Source organism: Catenuloplanes sp. NPDC051500 (assembly GCF_044454585.1).
Taxonomy (GTDB): domain Bacteria; phylum Actinomycetota; class Actinomycetes; order Mycobacteriales; family Micromonosporaceae; genus Catenuloplanes.
In genome coordinates, this window is sequence record NZ_JBITDX010000026.1 from 48,165 (window position 1) to 71,200 (window position 23,036).

General features: G+C 71.4%; 6 protein-coding genes. All 6 read left to right on the plus strand.

What is annotated here, in order from left to right; genetic code table 11:
• Positions 1-17: 17 nt before the first annotated feature.
• The 6 genes from ACIA8K_RS35445 to ACIA8K_RS35470 all read left to right on the plus strand — a co-directional run bounded on the left by ACIA8K_RS35445 (position 18) and on the right by ACIA8K_RS35470 (position 23,026).
• Entirely contained in the window at positions 18-158 is a 141-nt protein-coding gene (locus ACIA8K_RS35445; protein ID WP_396067448.1) for a hypothetical protein, read from the plus strand.
• A gap of 112 nt (positions 159-270) precedes the next feature.
• The gene (locus tag ACIA8K_RS35450; protein ID WP_396067451.1) at positions 271-7,224 is read left to right on the plus strand and encodes a hypothetical protein; all 6,954 of its coding nucleotides are present in this window, start codon (positions 271-273) and stop codon (positions 7,222-7,224) included.
• Positions 7,225-7,238: 14 nt separating this feature from the next.
• Positions 7,239-9,272: a hypothetical protein gene (locus ACIA8K_RS35455; RefSeq protein WP_396067454.1), complete on the plus strand. Its 2,034-nt coding sequence runs from the start codon at positions 7,239-7,241 to the stop codon at positions 9,270-9,272.
• 142 nt (positions 9,273-9,414) lie between these two features.
• Positions 9,415-17,148, plus strand: coding sequence for a hypothetical protein (locus tag ACIA8K_RS35460; protein WP_396067457.1), 7,734 nt, complete (start codon positions 9,415-9,417; stop codon positions 17,146-17,148).
• A gap of 173 nt (positions 17,149-17,321) precedes the next feature.
• Positions 17,322-18,776 carry a hypothetical protein gene (locus tag ACIA8K_RS35465; RefSeq protein ID WP_396067460.1) on the plus strand — a complete coding sequence of 485 codons (1,455 nt, stop codon included), beginning with the start codon at positions 17,322-17,324 and terminating at the stop codon, positions 18,774-18,776.
• Positions 18,770-23,026: a DUF6603 domain-containing protein gene (locus ACIA8K_RS35470; protein ID WP_396067462.1), complete on the plus strand. Its 4,257-nt coding sequence runs from the start codon at positions 18,770-18,772 to the stop codon at positions 23,024-23,026. Before ACIA8K_RS35465 ends, ACIA8K_RS35470 begins: the two co-directional genes overlap by 7 nt.
• Positions 23,027-23,036: the final 10 nt, after the last annotated feature.

Consider the following 23,036-nt stretch of genomic DNA (forward strand, 5'->3'; position numbering starts at 1 on the left):
GTTACTCGTTCGTCGTCATGGACGAGACCCGGTTGATCGGCGCCCGGGATCCGCACGGGTTCCGGCCGCTGTTCCTCGGCCGCCTCGACACCGGCGGCTGGGTACTCGCCTTGGCCTCGGTGATCGGGACCCTCACCTACATCCTGGCCAACCGCTGATCCGGCCGGCTGCCGAGGTATTTCCCGGTTCGCGGTGAACCGTGCCGGGAGGAGCGACGTCAAGTGGTGATCAGCGCTCCGGGACCCGGCGGCGCCGGGGGAGGAGCGTGTCGTGGCGAGCGCCGGGGACTTCCGTCTGATCTGTGCTGACGGTCGGTTCATTGCGGTGCCCGGCGGCGTGTTCTTCCACGACGGGCCGATGTCGGAGCCGGTCGACGGGGCCGCGCTGGCCGGTGCGCTGCGGGTACCCCGGACGGCCGGTGAGGTGGTGGTCTTCGTACCGGACCGGGTCCGCACCAGGATCGGCGCGGCCGACCGCCTGCTCCGGGCGCTGGGCGAGCTGCCCGCTCCGGTCCGGGAACGCCTGGTCCTCGGCACGTTCCGCGGCGAGACCGCCGACCACGGGGACTGGCTGGCGCTCGCGGACACGTTCGGACTGGCCAAGCACGGACCGTACCGGCCGGGTCTGACGCCCTCGCCGCGGATCGTGCCGCTTGACGCGGCAGGTCTGGAGAACCAGGAGAACCCCGCGGCGGTACGTGTACTGTCCCGCGACCAGGCCGCCGCGCGTGAGACCCTGCACGCGGTCCTGGACGGCGCGCCGCCGTCCTGGGAGCGCCTGACGGAGCTGGCCGCCAGGTCCACAGCGATCCGGCAGGCGCTTGGCGTGCGGGCGGGGCACCGGGACATGTCCGGCGCCGGGTATGCGTTCGCGGCCGGGATCGCGCTCTTCGGGGTGCCGGACGGCATCGACGCGGACGCGCTGCGGCGCGGTGTGCGGCCGATCCGGGCGGACGAGGTGCTGCGCGCCTGGGGTGCCCCGGCGGATCCGGCGGACGCCGGTGAGCTGGCCGCGTCGCTGCTCTCGGCGCCGGGCTCGGCCGCGCTGGTCCGGTCGTCCGGCCTGCTCTGGCTGGTGTCCGGGCTGGGCGGGCTGTTCGCGGTCGACCTGGGGACCGACGGCGGCGCGGCGATCCGGCCCGTCACATCGCAGGACGTGGCATCGCTGCTCGGCAGCGACCAGGCTGTGGTACGCGTCGTCGGCAGCGACCAGACTGAGGCACGCGTCGCCCCGGCGCGACCGGCCGGCGCGGAGACCGACTTCTCCGTCGCCGGGATGCGGGAGCTGACCGGCCGGATCGTGACCCGGCTCGGCTCCGGCAGCGGCGACGTCTACTGCGCGGCCGCCATCGGCGTGGCCCGCGACGAGCTGTTCGGCCGGTTCGGCATCGCCCTCACCCCGCAGGACGGCCGCTCCCGAGACGACCTCGACCTGCACGGCGGCCTCTGGGCCGGCTGGGGGCCGCCCCGCACCTGGCCCCGCACGACCGGCTACGACGAGATCGCCCGGATCGTCGGCGAGGAGCCCGGCCGCGTCGCCTTCGTCCTGTCCGGGCGCCCCGGCGCGATCGGCCACGCCTTCCTGCTCGTGAACACGCCCGGCGGCGTGCTGTGGGTGGACCCGTCCGCGACCCGTGAGGCGGAACGGGTGCGGACGCACGCGCAGATGATCGCGCCCGGTGGCCCGCTGCCGGCCGCCGTGGAGTTGCGCACCCGCATCTTCGGCCGGAACGGTACCGCCGTCACCGTCCCGGCCGCGCCGCCGGAGTCCGCCGGCCCGCACGCGACCGCGCTGGCCCTGCTGGACCGCGCCGAGCAGCGCTACCGCGGGTCCGGCGTCGAGGACGAGGAGTCGGTGCGGGTCTTCCTCCCGCCGGGCACCGCGTCGCAGACCCTTCGCCGCCAGGTACTGGCATGGGGGCCCGGGCGCACGTTCCGGATCGAGACCGAGACGAAGGCGATGTACCAGGGCGGGGACGGCCTGATGTACGCCTCGCCGGTGGATGCGAAGGCGGCCGGCGGCGACGGCCTCCCCACGACCGTCGCCATCATCGAGCGGGTCAGCGAGATCATGCGGTCGCACCCGCACGAGGTGAACCGCCCGGACCCGGCACCGGTCTTCGACGCGTTCGGCCGGATGGCGGCGAGAACCAAGGAGCTGCCCGGCCCGTACGGCGGTGGCCCGGTCATGAAGCTGACCGAGTTCTTCTCCGGCCTGGATCTGGAGTTCACCGCGGCGGGCCGGGGCGCCTCGGTCGGACGCCCGCCGGTCCGCGACGAGCCCGGCTCGCACTACCACTACACGCACGGCGTGGTGCTCTCCGGCATGCGCGAGTTCCTCGAGCACGTCCGGGACAACACCTGGCGGGACATGGACCGCGGCTACCTGACCCGGGAGCATCTGACTGACGGCCTGCGGTTCGGCGACCAGCTGGCCGAGCGGTTCCTGGAGGGCGAGCCGGCGGCGACCGAGACCGCGAACCTGATCGCCGGGTACGCGGCCCTGTTCTACGACAGCTTCGCCGGTGCGGCCACCTGGCCGATCGACGAGGGGCTGAGCAAGGTGGAGATCGCGGTTCTGTCCCGGGTCGACGCGTTCGCCGACCTGCTGGACCGGATGCCGCTTGACGCGGTCGAGTTCTTCGGCGAGAACTGGGCGGACATCTGGGACGAGCTGCAGTTCAGCATCGGCGCCCGGATCCCGGACTACACCGCCCGCTACCGCGTCAAGAACCACGACGAGCCGTTCTTCTTCCGGGACGACTTCCGGCACGCGCTCACCCACGGGCGCCTTCACACGCTCGAGGAGTACGCGAAGAGCGCGTTCGTGGCGGACGCCGAGCGGGTCACACAGTGGGACGCGATCGGGTACACCACCGCGGCCCGGCTGGACCTGGCCGGCGGCGCGCTGCTGATCGAGCACGTGCCGGTCGAGGTGCGCTCGTACGTCGCCCGCCGGATCGCCGCCCGCCGGGCGGAGCAGCTGAACGGGGAGCTGGCCCGGCGCGCCGCCGCCGTGTACGACGCGGCCCTGGTCACCGGCCCGGCGGAGCGAGCCGCAGGTGCCCGGGCCTGGCTGCGCCCGGTCGCGGAGACCGAACTGCGCTGGGTGAGCCGGCAGGAGCACCCGCCCGCCGCGGTCCAACGCCTCGGTGTGACCGCGGCCGCGCACGGACGTCAGCTGCTGGTGCTGGACGGCGCCGGCGCGGAGGCCGCGGAGGTGCTGGCCGACGTGATCGACGACGCGCCGGAGGTGGCCGGCAGCGCGCTGTTCTGGGTTCCGGTGCTCGACCAGGCACTCAATGACGTCCGGCAGGCGCACCGGCTCAACATGATCTATACGGTGTCCTCCCGGGTGCCAGCGACACCGGGCGACACGAACCCGGTGGCCAGGCGCCTGTGGCGGCTGGTGACGTTCGACAACCGGGTGATCGAGCTGGGTGAGGGTGATCTCACCCCGGACCGCCTCGAGGTCGCGCTCGGCCGGCTGGACGCGGCGGCCCGCGCGGTGCCGCAACCGGAGCGGGTGCCCGCGCCGGTGCTGACCGCCGCGGAGCTGACCACGCTGTTCCAGGACGTGGTCGCGTCCGGCCGGCGCCTGGCCAGGTACGGCGGCGACCGTACCGTGGCGGAATGTCTTGCCCTGGTCGATAGCCTGGTCGGCCGGCTGCACCGTGGCGGGGTGCGGGTGTCGCGGACGCGGGAGGAACCGGAGCCGGGCAGTTGGCTCGGCGACCGCCGGGACTGGGAGCGGTTCGGCGGCTGGTCGGCGCTTGACAACGATCCGCGGTTCACCCCGGGCGCGACGGCCGTGGTGCTGACCGAGCGCACCGGCGCCGCGCACGGGCACGTCTACGCCGCCTACCGCACCGCGGACCAGGGCATTCGGTGGGTGAACCTGACCGAGCGCGGTGCGCGGCCGCGGACCGGCGCACCGGGGGAGACCCCGGCGGGGTTCGACGCGGACACGTACACCCGGATGATCATGATCGGCCCGGACGGCGTGGTGGTCCCGGCGCGGGAGCCGGTGCCGGAATCCCGGCCGGACACCGCATCGCTGCTGGACCCGCCGGTCAGCAAGGGGTACCGCGGCTCCGGGGTCGAGGACGAAGAGACAGTGATGCTCTTCCTCGACGAGGGGCAGGACGCGAGCGTGCTGCGCGGCGGGCTGCTGGCGTGGGGCCTGCACGGCGGTTTCCAGATCGAGGTGGACACCAAGACGGTCTACCGGGGCGCGGACGGCAGGTACTTCATCGACCGGGCGGCCGCGGTGGCGGCGGGCGGTAACGGGCGCGAGGTCACCGCCGCGATGATCGAGCGGGTCAGCGGGATCATGCGCTCGCACCCGCACGAGATCCAGCGGGTCGACCCGGACCAGGTCTTCGATGCGTTCGGGCGGATGGCGGCGCAGACCGGGAATCTGCCCGGCCCGGACGGTGCCGGCCCGGTCATGTCGCTTCAGGAGTTCCTCGCCCAGTCCGGCGTCGACGTCTCGCTCACCCCGATCGGCGCGCGCATCTCGGTCGGCCGCCCGCCGATCGGCGAGGCGCCGGGCTCGCACTACCACTTCACGCACGGCGTGGTGCTCTCCGGCATGCGCGACTTCCTCGAGCATGTCCGCGACAACACCTGGCGGGACCGGGACCGCGGCTACCTGACCCGGGACCACCTGACCGACGGCCTGGCGTTCGGCGACCGGCTCGCCGCGGACTTCCTCGCCACGGTCGGCGGGCCGGACGCGGTGGCGACCGCGCAGCGCATCGCCGGGTACGCGGCCCTGTTCTACGACAACTTCGCCGGCGTCGCCACCTGGCCGGTCAGCGAGCAGGACCTCAACAAGGTGCACATCGCGGTGCTGTCCCGCGTCGACGCGTTCGCCGACCTCCTGGAACGGCTGCCGGACGAGGCCGTCGACTTCCTCGGGGCACACTGGGGGACCATCTGGCAGCGACTCGAGGAGAGCGTCCGGGCGCGCATCCCGGACTACGACGACCTGCTGCGTACGACCCGGCGCGCTCCGGACTGGACGGTCGGGAACTTCCACCTGGTCCCGACGCACCGGGGTTTCACGCTGCAGCAGTACGCGGCCAGCGCGTTCGTGCGCGGCGCCGAGCGGGTCACCCAGTCGCAGGCGATCGACTTCACCACCGAGGCGGCGCTCGACCTGGCGGACGGCGCGCTGCTTGTCGAACACGTGCCGGTCGAGGTGCGTTCGTACGGCGCACGGCGGCTGACCGCTCGCGAGGCCCGGGGCTGGAACCGGCGGCTGGCCCGCCGGGCGAACCGGGCGTACGAGGCGGAGCTGGCGGTGCCCCCGGCCGTGCGTGCGCAGCGTGCGGTGGACTGGATCGGCCTGGGGCCGGAGCGCGGTGTCCGCTGGCTCAGCGCGGATCCGGGCACCCCGGCCTGGGCCGGCGAGCTCGGCCAAACCGCCACGGCCATGGGGCACCCGCTCGTGGTGGCCGACGTCGAGGACGGCGTCGAGGAGGCGGTGACGCGCCTGTCCGGGCTGCTCACGGCGGAGCCCGAGCTGGCCCGCACCGCGCTGTTCGTCGTACCGTCCTTCAGCTCCGGCCTCAACGATCTCCGCCGCGCGTACGGGCTGAACATCGCGTACCCGATCGAGGTACCCCGCCCGGCCACCGGGACGATCGACGTGCACTGGCGCCTGGTGACGTTCGACAACAAGGTCACTGACCTGGGCGCCGGCGCGTTCACCGCGGGCACTGTGCTGAACGCGATGATCGAGGTGAACTCCGCGGCCTACAGCGGCCTGGGGGCGTCCGCCGAGCTCGAGGTGCGGCGGGTGGAGATGGCCGCCGCGTCCCTGCCGGTGCCCGTACCCGAGAACTCCGTCGCCGAGCTGCGCAAACACGTCGACACGGCCGGCGAACGGGTCACCGCGGTGCTGGACCGCTTCCCGCACTCCGTCGCGGCCGAGTTGGTGCGCACCGCGCTTGAGCGGCTTGCGGACGCGGAGCGGCGGACACCCGCGGCGGACGACGTGACGACGCTCCGGCTGCTGCTGGACCAGGCCGCGGCCGAGATCCTGCGGCTCGACCCGGGCGCCGAACCGGTGCTGCGGCCACTGTGGTCCGGGCAGCCGCTCCCTGCCCGCCCGCTGCCGGCCCCGCGCAGCATTGGCCCGTGGACGGCAGGTGACCTCGGCGCGCTGACGGCCGGCGTGCGACGGCCGGTGCTGACAGTGGACCTGAGCGGCCGGACACCTGACGCGCTGACCGGCCTGGACCGCGCGCTGCGCGAGCACGAGTGGTGGGGCGAGGTGCCGATCGTGGTGGCCACGCTCGGTACCGCGGCGACCGACGAAGCGTTCGCCGTGCTCCGCGAACGGTTCCGGCCGATCGTCGTGCGGGCCGCGGTGCACAGCGACGGCACGGACGCCCGGATGGTCTGGCAACTGACCGGGCCCGACCGCGCGCTGGTGGCGCAGCGGTCGCGGCTGACCGCGGACCTGTTCGCGACCGCGGCGCGGCTGCCCGCCGGACCGCGCGGCACGCCGCTTCCGCCGGTGCTCGCCGGTCTGCTCACCGCCGGGGAAGGCGCGGCGGAACACCACAGGAAGAACGCCGCGGAACTCACCGACCCGGGGGTACGCGATGCGCTGGACCGGCTGATCGCCACCGCCCCGGACCGGGAGCGGCTCGCCGGTCTCCGGGTCGCGCTCGACCTGGACGCCACCGCCCCGGACCGCCTCGCCCCGGGAGCGCGCAGTCCGCTCGACGACGAGCCGCCCTACACCGGCGGGCCGGTCCCCGCGTCGTTCGTCCATGACTTCCTCGCCGGTGCGGGCGCCGGCCGCCGCGAACGGTACGCGATGGACGGTCTGCTGTTCCAGATCGTGCTGGCCGGCCGGATGACGCCGGAGTCGGCGCTCACCCTGCTGCGGGCCGCGGCGCGGAGCGCGGTCGACCGGGCCGTGACCGACGTCTTCGAGGCAGTGTCCGACGCGATGACGCTCACCGAGGCGCAGGCGGCCGCGGACCCGCACACCGACCCGGTCCTGCGGGCGGTCCTCGCCAAGGTGCGGGCGGTCTCCAGCACCGCCCGCGCCCCCGGCACACCGCCGCCGGACTGCCTGGACCCGATCGACCGTGCCGCGTTCGTCGGTCGCCTGGACGGACTGCGCGACCTGCTGCGCGGCACCGGCGGTTCCGCGCGGGCCGCATTCGTCGACCTGCTGACCCACACCCTCTCCAACTGCTGACCCGGGAGCCCGCCGTGACCCTGCCGCTGACCCAGCGCGTGATGGACGCGATCTGTCTCGACCACGTCATCCCGACCGACTCCGGTCTGCACCTGCACCGGGACGGGATGTCCGCGCTGACCGACGACCCGCTGCTGCAGGCCGCGTTCGACGTGGTCGCGCCCGACGGATACACCTACGTCACGCTCGGTAAGGGCATGACGGAGGCGTTCGACGACCTGGCGGCGGCCGGCACGCGGATCGGCGAGGACGGCGTGCGTGCGCCGGGCACGGCCGGGACGCACGGGCAGCGGGTGGCGCGCGGCCTGCTCTACCAGTTCCTCAACGGGCACCCGGACTACGCGCTGGACCGGATGGTGGAGCGCCCGCTCGGCGCGCACGGCCTGAGCGTCGCGGACGCGGCGGCCCGTGCGGACGCGGCCGGGCTGCCGGTGGACATCCTGGCGACCGCGGACCTGAGCGGCGTCGACCGGAACCGGCTGATCGGCTTCTCCCGCGACCTGCGCATCGTGCCGATCGACCGGGCGCAGCTGATCCGGGTCGTGCCGCGCCGGCACTGGGCTCCGGACCCGTACGCGGACCAGACGAAGGAACTGCTCGACGGCGTGCTCTCCGAGGCGTACCCGTCGGCCCGGATTGTTTTCGATGGTCAGGGCGGCGTGCGCGTCGGCCTGCCCCCGGTGCTCGCCGCCCACGCCTACGGCGAGGTGCTGCGCCGCCTCGGCCGGCCGCTCGACGCCCGCGACTTCCCGAAGGACTCACAGCTTGTGCGGGGGTACGGAGACCTGCTCGCTGCCGTCGCCGGCACCGACATCGGGTCGCACACCCTGGTCCAGGCCGGCGACCAGGTCACGCTGGCGATCAACGACCGGTTCGGCGTGTCCTTCGTGGATCCGGGCACCGGGCAGGCCACGGTCTTCCCCGCTGACCCGGCCACGCCGATCCGGATCGCACCGCTCGGCGGCGAGATGGACCTGGAGACCCGCCTGCTCGACCTGGACGCGGACCGGCCCGGCGTGAACGTCTCCCGGCAACCGGTACGGCACTCCGGCGCCGCGACCGCCTACCACGAGTTCGACGCGACCCGGACGCTTGACGTGATCGGCGGGGCGCCGTCCCGGTTCCTGGACCGCATCGTCGAGGCCGCGGCCCGAATCGACCAGTCCGTCGTGGTGATCGGCTCGGAACGGCTCTCCGATGCACCGACCCCGGCCGAGCTGGCCGCGCTGGACTGGCAGCTGTTCCAGCACACCAACAACGGCGGCGTGCCACTGGTGATCACGCGCGGCAAGGTCAGCCCCGAGCTGAGCCGGATCGTCGCGCACTACAAGGGTGTGCCGCTGCTGAAGCAGACCGCCGGCTCCGGCACCGGATTCAGCCTGGACAACCTGTGGGTCGGCACCGGTGGCGCGACCACGGTGCCACCCGCCAAGGAGATCACCGCCGACCTGCTGGCCGCCTATGCCGGTCGCCGCCGCGTCTCCGAACTGGACAAGGCCCCGGCCGCGCTGTCGTCGTTCCTGACCACGCCGCTTGAGAACACCGGCGCGATCCGGTCCGCGCTTGCCGCGCACGGGTCCGCGCTGCGGGACCTACGGCCCCAGATCAAGGACTTCGGTGCCACCGCGGGTGTGTTCGCCGCGCACGCCGCCTTCCTGGACGTGCTCGACCAGGACCCGGTCCTCGCCGACACGCTGCTGACCTACCGGGCTGGCGGCGACGACAAGGCCGGCACGCTCTTCGCCGCGGTCCCGGCCCTTGTCACCAAGCCGCCGGCCGACCGGGACGCCGGGTTCGCAGCGATCGACGCGATCACGCTCGGCACGCTCGACGACGGCGCCAGCCGCGCCATCCTCAAGGCACTTCACCTGCAGCTCAAGGGTGCGGACGACACAGTGGTCCGCGACATGATCTACAGCCACAGCGTGTATCTGCCGCAGGAGGGCCGCACCCAGTTGATCCGTGGCCTCCAGGAACTGAACAAGCAGATGCCGGAGCACACAGAGGACCTCAACAAGGTCGCGCTCTACGTGACCACGTGTCCCTGACCGGATGCCGCGGGCCGCGTACCTCCATCAGGAGCTTGAAAGGGGGAATTTCTGTTAATTGATGGTGAACCGTTGAGCCGGCCGCGACGTCAGGTGGTCATCGGTGCCGCCACGTGCGGCGGCACCGGGTGAGGAGAACGGCGTGGCGAATGCCGGAGACTTCGGTCTGATCTGTGCGGACGGCCGTTTCATCGCGGTGCCGGGCGGCGTGTTCTACCACGACGGGTCGATGGCCGACCCGATCGACCCGGTCGCACTGACCGGCGCGCTCCGGGCCGACCGCGCCTCCGGCTCGACAATGGTCTACATCCAGGAGCGGACCCGGCTCAAGCCCGGCGCGACGGAACGACTGCGCCGCGCCCTCGCCGACCTGCCCGCGCCGATCCGTGACCGCCTCGTCCTTGGCACCCTCCCCGGCGAGAACCCCGACCAGGCGACCTGGCGGGAACTCGCCGAGGTGTTCGGCCTCGCCAAGCACGCGCCGTACCAGCCCGGTATGGAACGCTCCGCCCGCGTCGTACCGCTTGATGAATCGGGTCTGGAAACCACTGCCAACCCCTCGGCGGTACGCGTGCTGTCGCGCGCCCAGGCCGCCGCCCGGGAGACCCTGCACGCCGCGTTGACCGGCGCACCCCCGTCCTGGGACCGGCTCGTCGAGCTGGCCGGCCACGCGTCCACCATCCGCGACGACCTGCTGGTGCCCTCGATGCTGAGCGGCGACGAGCAACGCAGCCCGCTGAGCGCCACGTACGCGCTCGCGGCCGGCATCGCGCTGTTCGGACTCCCGGGCGGCCTCGACGCGGCCGCGCTGAAGCGGGCCGTGCAGCCGGTCAGCGCCGACGAGGTACTGCGTGCGTGGGGCGGATCCGCGATCCCCACCGACCCGGCCGACATCGTCGCCACCCTGCTCGAAACGCCCGGCTCCGGCGCCCTGATCCGGACCGCCGGCACCGGCCCGGTCCTGAGCTGGCTGGTCTCCCGGCCGGAGGGCCTGGCCTGGATCAACCCGGCACTGGACGGCGGCGCCGCCATCCGGGTGCTGCCGGCAGAGGATGCGGTGTCCCTGCTGCGCGCCCTGCCCGGTACGAGTCCCGCCGTGCTCCGGGTCGATCCGCAGAATCGTGCGGCTACTGTAGGGGACGCCGCTGGGACGCCGTTCACGGAAACCCCGACGACGACACCCGACGTGTCATCACCGGGCAGCCCGGTGGCGTCGGCGCCCGGACACGACTACAACCTCTTCGTCGGTGCGGCCGAGGTGCCGCCGGCGCCGCCGATTCAGGTGGCGTCCTGGTTGCCGTCCTCTGCGGACGGTGTGCGGGCCGCTGTCGACGGTGCGATGCCACGGTGGGAGGCGATGCGCGAGCGGGTGAGGCGCGCCATCGATGTAGTGCACGAATCGTCCGAGGTCTCGGAGCCGCGCCGGGCGTCGGCGGGTGACGTACGCGAGATACTGGACCAGTTGGGGTCGGCGCTGGAGAGACTGGCCGGCCAGCTCCCCGGTCTGTCGGATGAGGCGGCGCGGACCCGGGCCGGTCTGCTCATGCAGCGGTACGAGCTGGTGAACCAGATGCTTGTGCCACTGCTGACCGGCCTCCCGGCCACCGCGGCGTTGTCGCCGGTGTCCGAGCTGCTGCGGGACGGCCGGGTGCTGTCGCCCGCGTCCGAGATGTTCCGGGCACCCGGCGGTACGGTGGCGGACGGCACGGTCACCGGGCTCCCCGCGGCCACCGACCTCACCGTCTTCATGCAGGACAGCACCGGACCCGCGTGGGCCGTGTCGACCGCGTCGGCGCTTCCGCCGTACACGGTGGGGGTGGCGCCGGACGGTTCCTATGTCGTGGCCAAGCCGCCGGAGCCCGGGGAGAGCAAGCCGTACGGGTTCTCCGGTTTCGAGGTGTTCGGCCCGGACGGACTCCCCCGCGGAACGATCGAGGCGACGACCAACGCGACGGAGCCCGGCCCGACGACCGGCGGCTTCGTCGCCACGGACTTCCTGACCAACCTGTCCGACGTCGCCGATGCGCTGGACCTGTCCACCTTCTATGCCACCGGGATGAGCGCCGGCGAGTTCTTCCTGTCGCTGATGGTCGCCAACGAGAAGGTCTGGGACATCCGTGAGAACGAATACCAGATGGAGCAGCTGTCCAGCCCTGACGCGAATCCGCGTGATTACCGGCAGGAACGGACGGTAGCCCACGAGAAGGCCCGCGAGCGGCTCGAGGAGCGCGGCTGGACGCTCCCCGCCCAAAGGTTCGACCGAAGCCAGGTGCTGCGCCCGGCGTGGACAGGTGTCGATCCCGGTTGGGCGCCGGTGCTCGTCACGGCGTACGGCATCGAGTCGCTGTCCGTGGTCATGGAGACCCTTGACGGCGGGTCGGTCCGGCTGGTCTCCGGCCGCTACCTCGACGACGGCGGATTCGCCGTGGTCAACCCGGACACCGGTGCCGTCGTCGGGCACCTGCACTCCTGGATCGGGGAGGACCGCGTCCCCCGGTGGTCCGGTGAGGCGCTCTCGCCGTCGGCCGCCCGGTGGTTCGGCCAGGAGGACCTGACGGCTGACGAGTTCGTCCGGGCTGTCGTGCGGGGTGGCACACGGGTGCGGGAGGATCTGGCCATCCCCGGGTTCGGTCTATACCGCCTGGACATGGATGACGCGGTCTTCCTGGTCCGGGCGATGGTCGATGCGAACGGTAGTCCTGTGCGGGCGCGCCGGCCGCTGGCGATCGACCTAGCCATGCACGACGACCTCGATGCGAACGCACCCGATCCGATCGCCGAGCTGCGCGGTGCCGGGTGGACGGTCTGGATCGGTCACCGCAATCGCGTCGACGCGCGGAACCGGACGCTGATGATCGATCCCTACAGCGGGTTCGCGTGGGGGACCGTGACCACGGCACAGGCACATCAGGCCCGTGCGAACGACCTGCAGGTCTTCTCGATGCGCGAGCAGGTGACGGCGGACTGGGCCTCCGATGAGTCGACAGTCGGCCCGCGGTCGGAGGCCGGGGACGCGGAGCCGGAGCCGGTGGGTGCGACTGACTACTCGTCGCTCATCGACGGCGTGTTGCGCCGCCGGGGCGAGTGGTACGACCGGGCGATCACCGCGCTCGACGAGGCCCTGGCCGCGCCGGACACGCGCCCGGAGGACGTGACCGCCGCCCGCACCGCGCTTGACGCGTTCCTATCGCTTCTGTCCGAACTCGTCGGTGATATCGACGACTTCGACGACGAGCGGAGCGGCGAAGCGATCCAGCGGATGGTGCAGACCTACTCCGAGGCGGAGCGGCTGACGTCGCTCGCGGTGCGCGCCGCGCACGCGCTGCCCTCCTGGGAGGAGCTGAACTGGCCGCGGTCGGCCGAGGGCTACCCGGAGCACACGGTCGGCCTCGCACCGGACGGCTCGTACGTCGTGGCCAGGGCGCCAGTGCGCGGCGTGAACGATCCACACGGCTTCACCGGCTTCGACGTGACCAGCCCGGACGGTCACTTCCGGGGCACGATCGAGTCGATGACCGAGGTGACGGACGACGCCGTCACCATCAGACTCGCCGACGTCTCCCAGATCCCCGGCGCACTCGATCTGGCCATGTTCTACTCGGCCCAGGCTGCCGACCGTGAGTTCTTCGACGTGACCGACGTGCATGACGAGGCGATGGCGCGGACGCTCCGGGACGAGTACGGCATGCGGAGCCAGCCGGATGTCTTCGGCGACATCACCGTCTACCGTCTGACACGCGACGTCGCGCTGGCGAACGCGCGGGCGCGGCTGACATCCGCCGGGTGGACCCTGCCCGACGGGGACTTCTCCGACGAGCACCTGCTGGCGCCCGCCTGGTCGGACGAGGCGCGCGGGTGGGCGCCGGCGCTTGACGGCGAGCCGTTGACGATCGTGACGGAGACGCTGGACGGCGCCTTCGCCCGCCGGGTCTCCGGCCGCCACACAGCGGACAGCGGATTCGAGGTGGTGGACCCGGACACCGGCACGGTCGTCCGCCGGCTGTACCCGTGGACCGCGCCGGACGGTGGCGAACGCTTGTCGGCCGGGCTGCTCTCGGCGGCCGACCGGCGCTACTGGGACGAGGTGCGCGGCCGGGCCGGTGCGCCCGGCACGTCGGCCGAGGACTTCGTCCGCACCGTCGTGACCGACGGTGCCCGCCTGCGAGCGGACCTGTTGCTTCCCGGCTTCCACCTGTACGGGCTGGTGGTCGGCGGCGAATTCGTCCTGGTCCGGGCCATGGTCGACGCTGAGGGCCGGCCGGTGACGACCCGGCCCCCGCTGGAATTCGACAGGTCGCAGTTCCCGGTGCACACCCGCGACGGCGATCTCGATGCGGCGAACCGCGTTCTCAGGGAGCTCTACGACGCCGGGTGGACTGTGGACGCCGGACGTGCCAACGAGGTCGACCGCGATGCGCGCACCGTGACCGTGAATCCGTTCGCACGCTCCGCCTGGCAACACCTGAGCACCGTGCACGAGAGACGTCATGAGTCGCCGCAGGTGCCGGAGACGCGTCCGGGCAGTTCCGGTGACGTCGGCGCCGGTCACGCCGAGGCCATGCGCCAGCTGGCGATCGAGCTCGCATCGCCGACCGTGCGCGCGGTCCGTGAGCAGATCGCAGCGATGTGGCCCTCCACCCGGGACGGTATCCGGGAGATGGTCGATGCCGCTCGCTCTCGGTGGGCCGCGGCACGATCCTGGGCCGAGGACGCGAGCGATGAGATCGACCATCCCACGGTGAGCAGGATGCGAGCGCTGTTCGCCGGGCAGGGGACGCTTGAGAGTGTCGGCGAGAGACTGGACCACCTGGCCGGTCGCCTGGACACGATGTCGTTCAACGCGGCACGTGACGAACTCACAAGCCTCATGGAGGAGTACGACGGCGCCCACGCGCAGCTGACGGATGCCGTTGGCCGCGTCACGCCTCTGCCCCCGCTGTCCATGATGTTCCGCCCGGCCGGCGCAGGGCTGCCGCCGTACACCGTGGGCGTGGCCCCGGACGGCTCGTACGTGGTGGCGAGGGCGCCACGTGCGGGAACGGAGGAGCTGCCCGGTCTCTCCGGTTTCGACGTGTTCGGCCCGGACGGCCGCCCGAGGGGCGTGATCGAGGTCGAGACGGAGGGCGACGGCGACTACGTCGTCACGAACCGGCTGGAGAACCTCTCGGACGTGCCTGGTGCTCTCGACCTGGCCACGTTCTACGCCACAGGCGTCAGTGATCGGCCGTACTTCGAGTTCGTCTACGTCGGGAACGAGAAGGTCCAGGGGATTCTGGAGACGGCCTACGGCATGGAGCTCCTGCCTGCCTCCGTCGAGGGATCCCGTCACTACCGGCAGAGCCGGCCGGTCGCGCACGCGAAGGCCCGCGAGCGGCTGGAGCAGCGGGGCTGGACACTACCGGCCGGTGATTTCGGCGTGTCGCACACGCTGCGGCCGACCTGGTCGAGTGTCGATCCCGCCTGGGCGCCGGCCGTCAACGGTGTGCCGCTCGACGTGGTCCCGGAGACTATGGAGGACGGCCGTACCCGCCCGGTCTCCGGACGCCGGGAGGCTGACGGCACGTTCCGGGTCGTGGCCCCCGCCACCGGCAACGCGCTGCACCTGCTCCGGTCCTCGGCCGACCCGGACGGCGGCGTGCGGTGGACGGGTGAGCTGCTGTCCCCGGCCGATCTACGGCACTTCGCGACGGTGGCCCGGGACGGCGGCTGGACGGCGGCGAACAGTCTCCGCGACCGCGTCAAACACAAGATCGAGAAGCGGAGGGGGGTACGGGACGCGGATGCCAAGGCCCTCGATTTCGTCTCCTCGATCGTCACGGACGGCACCCGCCTGCGCGATGATCTCGTCCTTCCCGGTTACGGCCTGTACCGGCTGACCTGGAAGACGCACACGACGCTGGTGCGGGCGGCACTCGGACCCGACGGCCAGGTCGCCCGGGTGCGCCGGCCCCTGGCGGTCGACGAGCTTCAGCAGGCCCACGACGGGCACGGCCTGCTCACCGAGCTGCGTGAGGCCCGCTGGTCGATTCGGACCGGACACCGGAACGTAGTGGACGCGGGCGAGCGTGTCCTGATGCTCAACCCGTACCACGCCGACGGATGGCAGGCCCTTACCGAGGCCCACCGGATCTCCCGCACCGCGTACCACCGCGCCCAGGATCTTGTCACGGCGGTGATGTCGGTCAGCTTGAGTGTCGAAACGGTTCTGAACCGCCGCCGGGACGTGAGCCGCCCCGAGGAGCTCTGGCGGGCCGCGCAGAGCGACCTGGCGGCGTTCGTCAACCGGAGCGCGAACGCCTCCGACAGCGAGGACGTCCAGGATCGGCTCTCGGCGGAGCTGGGGGACATCCGACGTCTCCTGGACCAGGCCGCGCAGGAAATCGTCGGTCTGGACGGCGCGATGCGTTTCCTGCTGCGACCGCTGCTGCTTCGGCAGGTGGAGTCGCCGAGCCCGCAGGTCTTCTCGGTCGACGTCGCCTACACCGATCCGCCGGCGCTGCCCCGGATGCCGGGCGTGCGCACGGCGGAGGACCAGGTCGCCGAGTTGCGCCGGCACGTCGACGCGGCGGAGGCGCGGGTGCGTGCGGTGCTCGACCGGTTCCCGCACTCCGACGCCGCCGAGGTGGCCCGGACCGCGCTGCAGGAGCTGGAACGGCTCGAGAGGACCACGCCCGGCGAGTCCGAGGTGCAGAACCTTCGGTTCCTCCTCGACCAGGCCGCGGCCGGCGTGATCCAGCTCGACCCGTCGGCCCGCACCGTACTGCGGCCACTGTGGTCCGGCCGGGAGACGCCTGCCCGGCCGGTACCGGCCCCGCGCAGCCTCGGATCGTGGGCGGACGGTGACCTGGCGTCGCTGACCGCGGGCCTGTCCCGTCCGGTTCTGTCCGTCAACCCGGCGGCGATGGCGGAGCTCGAGCCCGCGTTGCGCGCGCACCAGCGGTGGGGCGAGGTGCCGATCGTGTTCACCACGCTTGGCACCAAGGCCACCGACGATGTGTTCGCCGAGCTGCGTGAGCGGTTCCGGCCGATCGTCGTGCAGCAGGCGGTGACCGGCGACATGACCAAGGTGTGGCAGCTGATCGACCAGGACGGCACCGTGGTGCGGGAGGAGCCGGCACCGACCGCGGAGCTGCTCCGGCCCGTCGTCGGCCTCTCGGCAGTATCGCCCGGCACCGCGCTGCCCCCGGTGCTGGCCGGGCTGCTCACGGCCGACGACCCGGCCGGCTACCAGCTGGCACACGAACAGGAGCTTTCCGACCCGGGGGTACGGGACGCGCTCGACACGGCGATCGCGAACGACCCGGACCGGGCGCACCTCGCCGCCGTCCGGGTCGCGCTCGACCTGCAGCCCGGCCCCACCGAACGGCTGGCCCCGGCCGTGAGCAGCGTGCTCGCGGTCGAACCCGCCTACACGGGCGGACCGGTCCCGGCGTCGTTCGCCTACGACTTCGCGGCGCAGACCGGCGGCCGGAACGAGCGCTTCGCCCTGGACGGGCTGCTGTTCCAGATCGTCCTGGCCGGACGGATCGCCCCGGCGCAGGCGCTGGACCTGTTGCGGGCGGCCGAGCGGACCGCTGTCGACCGTGCCGTGACCGACGTCTTCGAGGCGGTGCTTGACGCGATGGCGCTCTCCGAGCAGCAGGCAGCCGGTGACCTGCTCACAGATCCGCTGCTCACGTCCATCCTGGACAAGGTGCGGACGGTCGCCAGCACCGCGCGGAAACCGGGCACGCCGCCACCGGACTGCGTCGACCCGATCGACCGGACCGCATTCGTCGGACGCCTGGACGCGCTGCGCGACATGCTCCGTGACTCCGCCCGCCCGGCCCGTGCCGCCGTGATCGAGGCCGTCAACTACACCCTCGCCAACTGCTGACCGGGCGGTGATCTGGGTCGGGCCAGCGCGCCCGGTCGCGCCCTACCTGCGAATTTATTGATCCAACCAGGCGAAAATCGTCAAGCTTCGATAATTGCCCTTGTCGGGCATTGGTGTAGGTCGTACCATCAGTGAGCCTTAACCCACTCATGCCCTCCCCTTAAGGTGGGTCTTTGCCTGTCTCCACGAGTCGAAACACTACTTACGGCTCCCCGGAAATCACCAACAAATATGCCCCGCTCGCCAACATTGTTCTTTCCCGCGGCGATGCGAAGCTCTATTCCAGCATTTTGAACAAGCGTGTTCAAATCCTGGCCGAGTCCGGACTCTTTCCGTCCCCGCTAACGCTGTATGCCGAAAACTGGACTGCTATCGAAGCCGCCGAGCGGGCCAAGGACCGCCAGGCTCCGCTGATCGTCATTTCGAGTAATCGCAGCGTGTGGATAAGAAACGCCTTGGCCGCCGCGGAGACCGTTCTCGACTTTCTCGGACTCGACGCGTTCGAAGGTGTCGGCGATCTGCGCGCGGTGGCAACGGGGTCGGCGAACGTCGTGTCGCCGCCGATCTACGCGCGGGAGCGGATCGGCCCCCACCGGGGTGTGTACGTCCTCGTCCACGAGACCGAGTACAGGACCTACCGGCGGGTGCTCGGCGGTGTGGCGGGTCTTACGGTCGTCGGTTGGTCCTTCCGGACCGCAGTGCGGCCGAGCGGGGTTGAGCTGGTCGGATTCGGAGCGGTGAGGTACGCGGCTGTCGCGTTCTGCAAGAACATCCGTACGACTCTCGGCGATGCCGCCGGCGCACCCTGGAACAAGGCCTGGATCGTCGACGACAACGTGGTGGGGCTCACCGGGCTTCCCCGGGTGGAGCAACCGACGGTGCACGCCGGCCTCGACGCCGTCGAGTTCCTGCTGGGCGACTCAAACGTGTGCGCCGGATTTTTGGGTACTTCGAAAGCTGTGCCGATTACCGGGATCCGCGCGGACGCCAGTTCGGCGCTAAATGCTGATCCGGCGTCGACGAAACCGCCGAAAGATACAAAATTCGTTCAGCAGGCGGTTCTGTGGAACATCAAACTCCTCATCGGTAGCGGCCAGAATTTCTCGCCGGTGTTCGTCAACGCCCAGGAAGATCAGGCCTTCCATAATTATCTGCTTCGCGTGAAATACGACTACCTCTACTTCAAGGGTGTGCGGGTTCTCAAAGAGCTGGTCACGAGAGACAGTGATTTCGTTCCCGACAACATGGACCCGCGCGACACCGACCTGACGGCCGCTTTGATACAGCTACCCGCGAATTCTTTCCAGGAAAAACGCAACCGGTTCATCAAATGGGTCACCGGCGAAGAATTTCCGTTCACCATTAAGCCTGACAACGCCGGTAATGACGGTGGCGAGCAGCCGCTGCGCGATTTCATCGAGAAGTCGGTGCTGCCGGGATCCCCCGCTATGACCGGCGTCGACCTGCTGTCGCGCGCGGGGCCGGTGGTCGTGGCCGCCGCCTCGTGCCAGGCCGTCGAACAAATCCTCTCGGAGTCGATCGCCCAGAAGATGGTGACCGACGACGACGTGAAGAAGGCCTTCGCGCTTCCCGCCGACAGGTCCGTTGTGGAACGGCAGGTGTGGTGATCGCCGATCCGCGCGCCGTCGTCGCGGCCCTGCGCGCCCAGCCGGCCGGGCAGCCCGTGCAGATCGACGCCACGGTGCTGCCGTCCGACGCGGCGGCGATCCGCACCGCGTTTATGCTTGCGGCCCCGTTCACGCTCACCGGCGTGACACCCGCTGACGTGCCTGACCCGGTGGGCGGCGAACTCCTACTCACGGGCACCGCGCCCCTGCTCGGGCTCGCGTCCGTCGCGGTGACTGTCGAATTCACAGCCACGACGACCACCGTCGTTGCCACGATGCCCGCGGGGTGGCGTTTCAGCGACAGCTTCCCGGGCCTCGACGTATTGCCGTTCAACGGTTTCAGCCTCGCCGGCACCGTCTTTGTGTACACCGTCGGCCCTGTCGACGCATATCGGTGGCCCGCCGATCCCGCGGTGACTGTTCGGCTCGACGCAGGCCTGAACCTGCTCACCGCGGCAACGCTCGGCGGCGACAACCCGGCCACCGATCTGCTCGGCGCGATCGTCCACGCGAACGCCATGCGGATGTACGGCCCGTTCCAGCCGACCGCCGGCCAGTCCCTGCCGATCGGCACCCTTCGGGCCACCGTCACCGACACGCCGTTCACCGTCGGCACGGGAGAACACACCCTGTCCCTCGGCCGTCCCGTGATCGGGGTGCGGATCACACCGGCCACGGGCGAGACAGCCCAGCGGATCGCCTTCATCGTCGAGGGAACGCTTCAGGACACGCTCGTCGTCACCGCGGTCCTTCCGGACCGTGTCGGTGGCGTCTACGGCCTGGAGGTGCGGCCCGAGACGGGCCACGGTGCGATCGGTGAACTGCTCGCGAAACTGCCCGGCGGGTCGACGGCCACCGCCCACCTTCCCGACGAGTTGTCGCACCTGTTCAACGCGGTCGCGCTCGACGCGTGGGCGATGAGCGTCGACACGGCCCCGCCGGCCGTCAATTTTGTGTCTGTGTCGCTGTCGACCACCGGCCAGTGGACGATCATCGACGTCGACGTCGTGCCCGGTGGCCTGATCCTGACCGGTCTGCTCCTCACCGTCGAGGTGCTCGACCCGGCGGGCACCGCCTCGACCCGGGTGCTCGTCGACGCCGACGCCACCTTCATGCCCACCGTGTTCCCCGGCGGCTTCGAGTTCCGCGTCGAGGTCGTCCGCACCACGACGTGGGAAGTCGAAACCGTCAGCGGCGCCTACCGCGGCAGCACCACGATCGGCGCGATCGTCCACGGCGTCACCGGCGCCTCCGTGCCCGATGCGCTGTCGGCGATCACGTTGAGCGACATCGCCGTGGTGGCGAGTCGCGACGGCGTCGGCAGACCGTTCCGGTACTCGTTCACCGGCGGCACCGAGGTCGCCTTCGACCTGCTCGATACGAAGGTCACGGCGTCGGTGCGGCTCGCGGTCGAGCAGGCGCCCGACAACACGAAGACGGCGGTCGTCGGCGGATCGCTGATGATCGGCCCGGAGGTTTTCGGACTGGTCGTGGAACTCGGCGGCGCCGACCCGATGCTGCAGGCCACCTGGCTGCAGAAAGACGGGCCGCTGTCGTTCGCGACGGTCGCCGACGCGCTCGGCTGGGACGACGCGCCCACGCTGCCCGAAGGCATCGACCCCGCGTTCACCTCGGCCGGGTTCCGCTACGACTTCAAGACCGGCGCGCTGCTGTTCACCGCCACCTCCGACACCTATGGGCAGTTCGTGATCGCGACCCGCGTGGTCGACAACCGGCGACTGTTCCTGCTCGACCTGCAGGTGCCGTTGAACGTCACGCTGCGCGGCCTGCCGGTCGTCGGCAGCCTGGTCCCGTCGACGGTCGACGTCGGCCTGGACACGCTCGACGTGAGCCACGCCACCGCACCCGTCACACAGGTGCTGGCGACGGCGCTCAACACCGAACTCGCCGGGCTGAACGCCAAGCCGCTGGCGTTCGCCGAGCTCCCAGCCGGGCTGACGTTCGTCACTGCGCTACGCGTCGGGTCCACCAGGCAGGCGATCACGTTGCCGCCGCCGAAGGCCCCGGCGCAGGGCGCGCTCTCGATGAGGGCCGAGGCGCAGAACGTCGCTACGACAGGATCGGCCCAGAGCGGCGCACCGGCGCAGGCGAGCGGCGTGTGGTTCACCGTCGACCGGGCGTTCGGTCCGTTCACCCTGAAGCGGATCGGCCTGAGCTACCAGAACGGCGTTCTCGTCATCGCGTTCGACGCCGGGCTCGCCGTCGGGCCTGTCGCGTTGTCGATCGACGGGCTCGGCGTCGGATCACCGATCACGACGTTCGACCCGAAGGTCAGCCTGCGCGGTCTCGGCGTCGCGTTCAACAGGCCACCCGTGGAACTGCTCGGCGCGATGCTGCGGGTACCCGACGACAGGCTGGACCCGGCTGTCGACTACCAGTTCGACGGCACGCTCGTGCTCAAGGCCGCCACCTTCACGCTCGCTGCGATCGGCTCGTACGCAAGGCTGAAGGCAGGTGGTTCGTCGCTGTTTGTGTTCGGCATGATCGAGGCGGCGATCGGCGGCCCGCCGGCGTTCTTCGTCACCGGGCTGATGGCCGGCTTCGGCGTCAACCGCAGCCTGGCGATCCCGGCGCAGAACGAGGTCACCGGCTTCCCGCTGCTGGCCCTGGCCGCACCGCCGGCACCCGGTCAGACCGCGCCGGGACCAACCGACGTGCTCGACGCGTTGGAAGGCGCCCGTGCACTGCCCGGCGGCGGCGCCGCCAAGGAATGGATTAGCCCGAAAGCCGGCGACTACTGGCTCGCGGCGGGCGTCGAGTTCACCTCGTTCGAACTCATGCAGTCGCGGCTGCTGCTGATCGTCGAGTTCGGGTCGGAACTGACGATCGCCGCGTTGGGCGTGTCGACGCTACAGCTGCCCAAGCCAGTCGCCGGTGTGCCCGCGTACGCGTACGTGGAACTGGGAATCCGGCTGGTTCTCCAACCGCTGCGGGGTGTGTTCGAAGCGACGGCGCTGCTCAGCGACAGGTCGTACGTGATCGCGCCGGAGTGCCGGCTCACCGGCGGCTTCGCGTTCTCGGTGTGGTTCGGCGACAATCCGCACGCCGGCCAGTTCGTCGCCACGCTGGGCGGCTACCATCCGGCGTTCGCCGTGCCCGACTACTTCCCGACGGTGCCGCGCCTCGGCATCAACTGGGCCGTCGACAGCAGAACCAGCATCAAGGGCGAGGCGTATTTCGCGCTGACCGGATCGTGCGTCATGGCCGGCGGAGGCCTCGACGTGCAGTTCCAGGAGGGCAACCTGCGGGCGTGGTTCACCGCGCAGGCGAACCTGCTGATCTCGTGGCACCCGTACTTCTTCACCGCCGACATCGCCGTATCGATCGGCGCCGCGTACCGCATCGCCGGGCGTTCCGTCGGCGCGTCGATGAGCGCCTCGCTGAAGCTGTGGGGTCCACCGACCGGCGGCATCGTCAAGGTGAACTGGGTGGTCATCAGCTTCAGCGTGACGTTCGGCTCCGAATCCGCCGGCACCGCCGAGAACGCCCTGGACTGGCAGGGATTCCGCGCGCTGCTACCGGCGGACGCCGAGACGTGCCGGATCACCGTCACCGACGGCCTCTCCGCCGAACTCGGCAGCGGCGACGCGAAGAAGTGGGTCGTGCGGGCCGGCCGGTTCGCGTTCCAGACCCGTTCGGCGATCCCCGCGAACACACTCACCCACGACGGCACAGTTGTCCGCGATGCCGCCGGCGGCATCGCGATCAGGCCTATGGACAGAACCGGTGTGCGGTCGGTCCACGCCGTCACGATCACACCTGCCGGGTCGACCACGGGCATCAACACGGGCGCCTGGACCGTCACCGTCGTCGACCAACCGGTGCCGGCGTCGCTGTGGGGCGCGCCGCCGCGGCCGTTCCGCCAACTGCCCGACCGGCCCACGGCCGACATGGTCAGCGGTTACGGCAGCGGCCTTTCAGTCGCCGCACCGCCACCCACTCCCGGCGCCACACCCGGCCCGGTGTCTGACGCGGAACTGAGCCTCGATCTGCTTCAGGACGGCCACTCACCGCTCGCCGACGCCCGCGCCGACACCGCCACATACCGCCCGTCGACGGTCGACCCGGTGGCCCGGATCGACGACCCCACCGTCACCACGAAACGCGACACCGTGCTCGGCGCGCTCCTCGGCGCCGGCTACCTGTCGGCGCTCCCCGCCGGGAACCTGGCCCGGCTCGCCGCCGGAGCCGGCCACCACTACAGCGACCCGCCCCTGCGGCAGAACTGAGACGACCCGC

Coding starts and splice junctions, on each gene's coding strand:
- ACIA8K_RS35445 (WP_396067448.1), top strand. CDS start 18: ATGGACGAGACCCGGTTGATCGGCGCCCGGGATCCGCACGGGTTCCGG.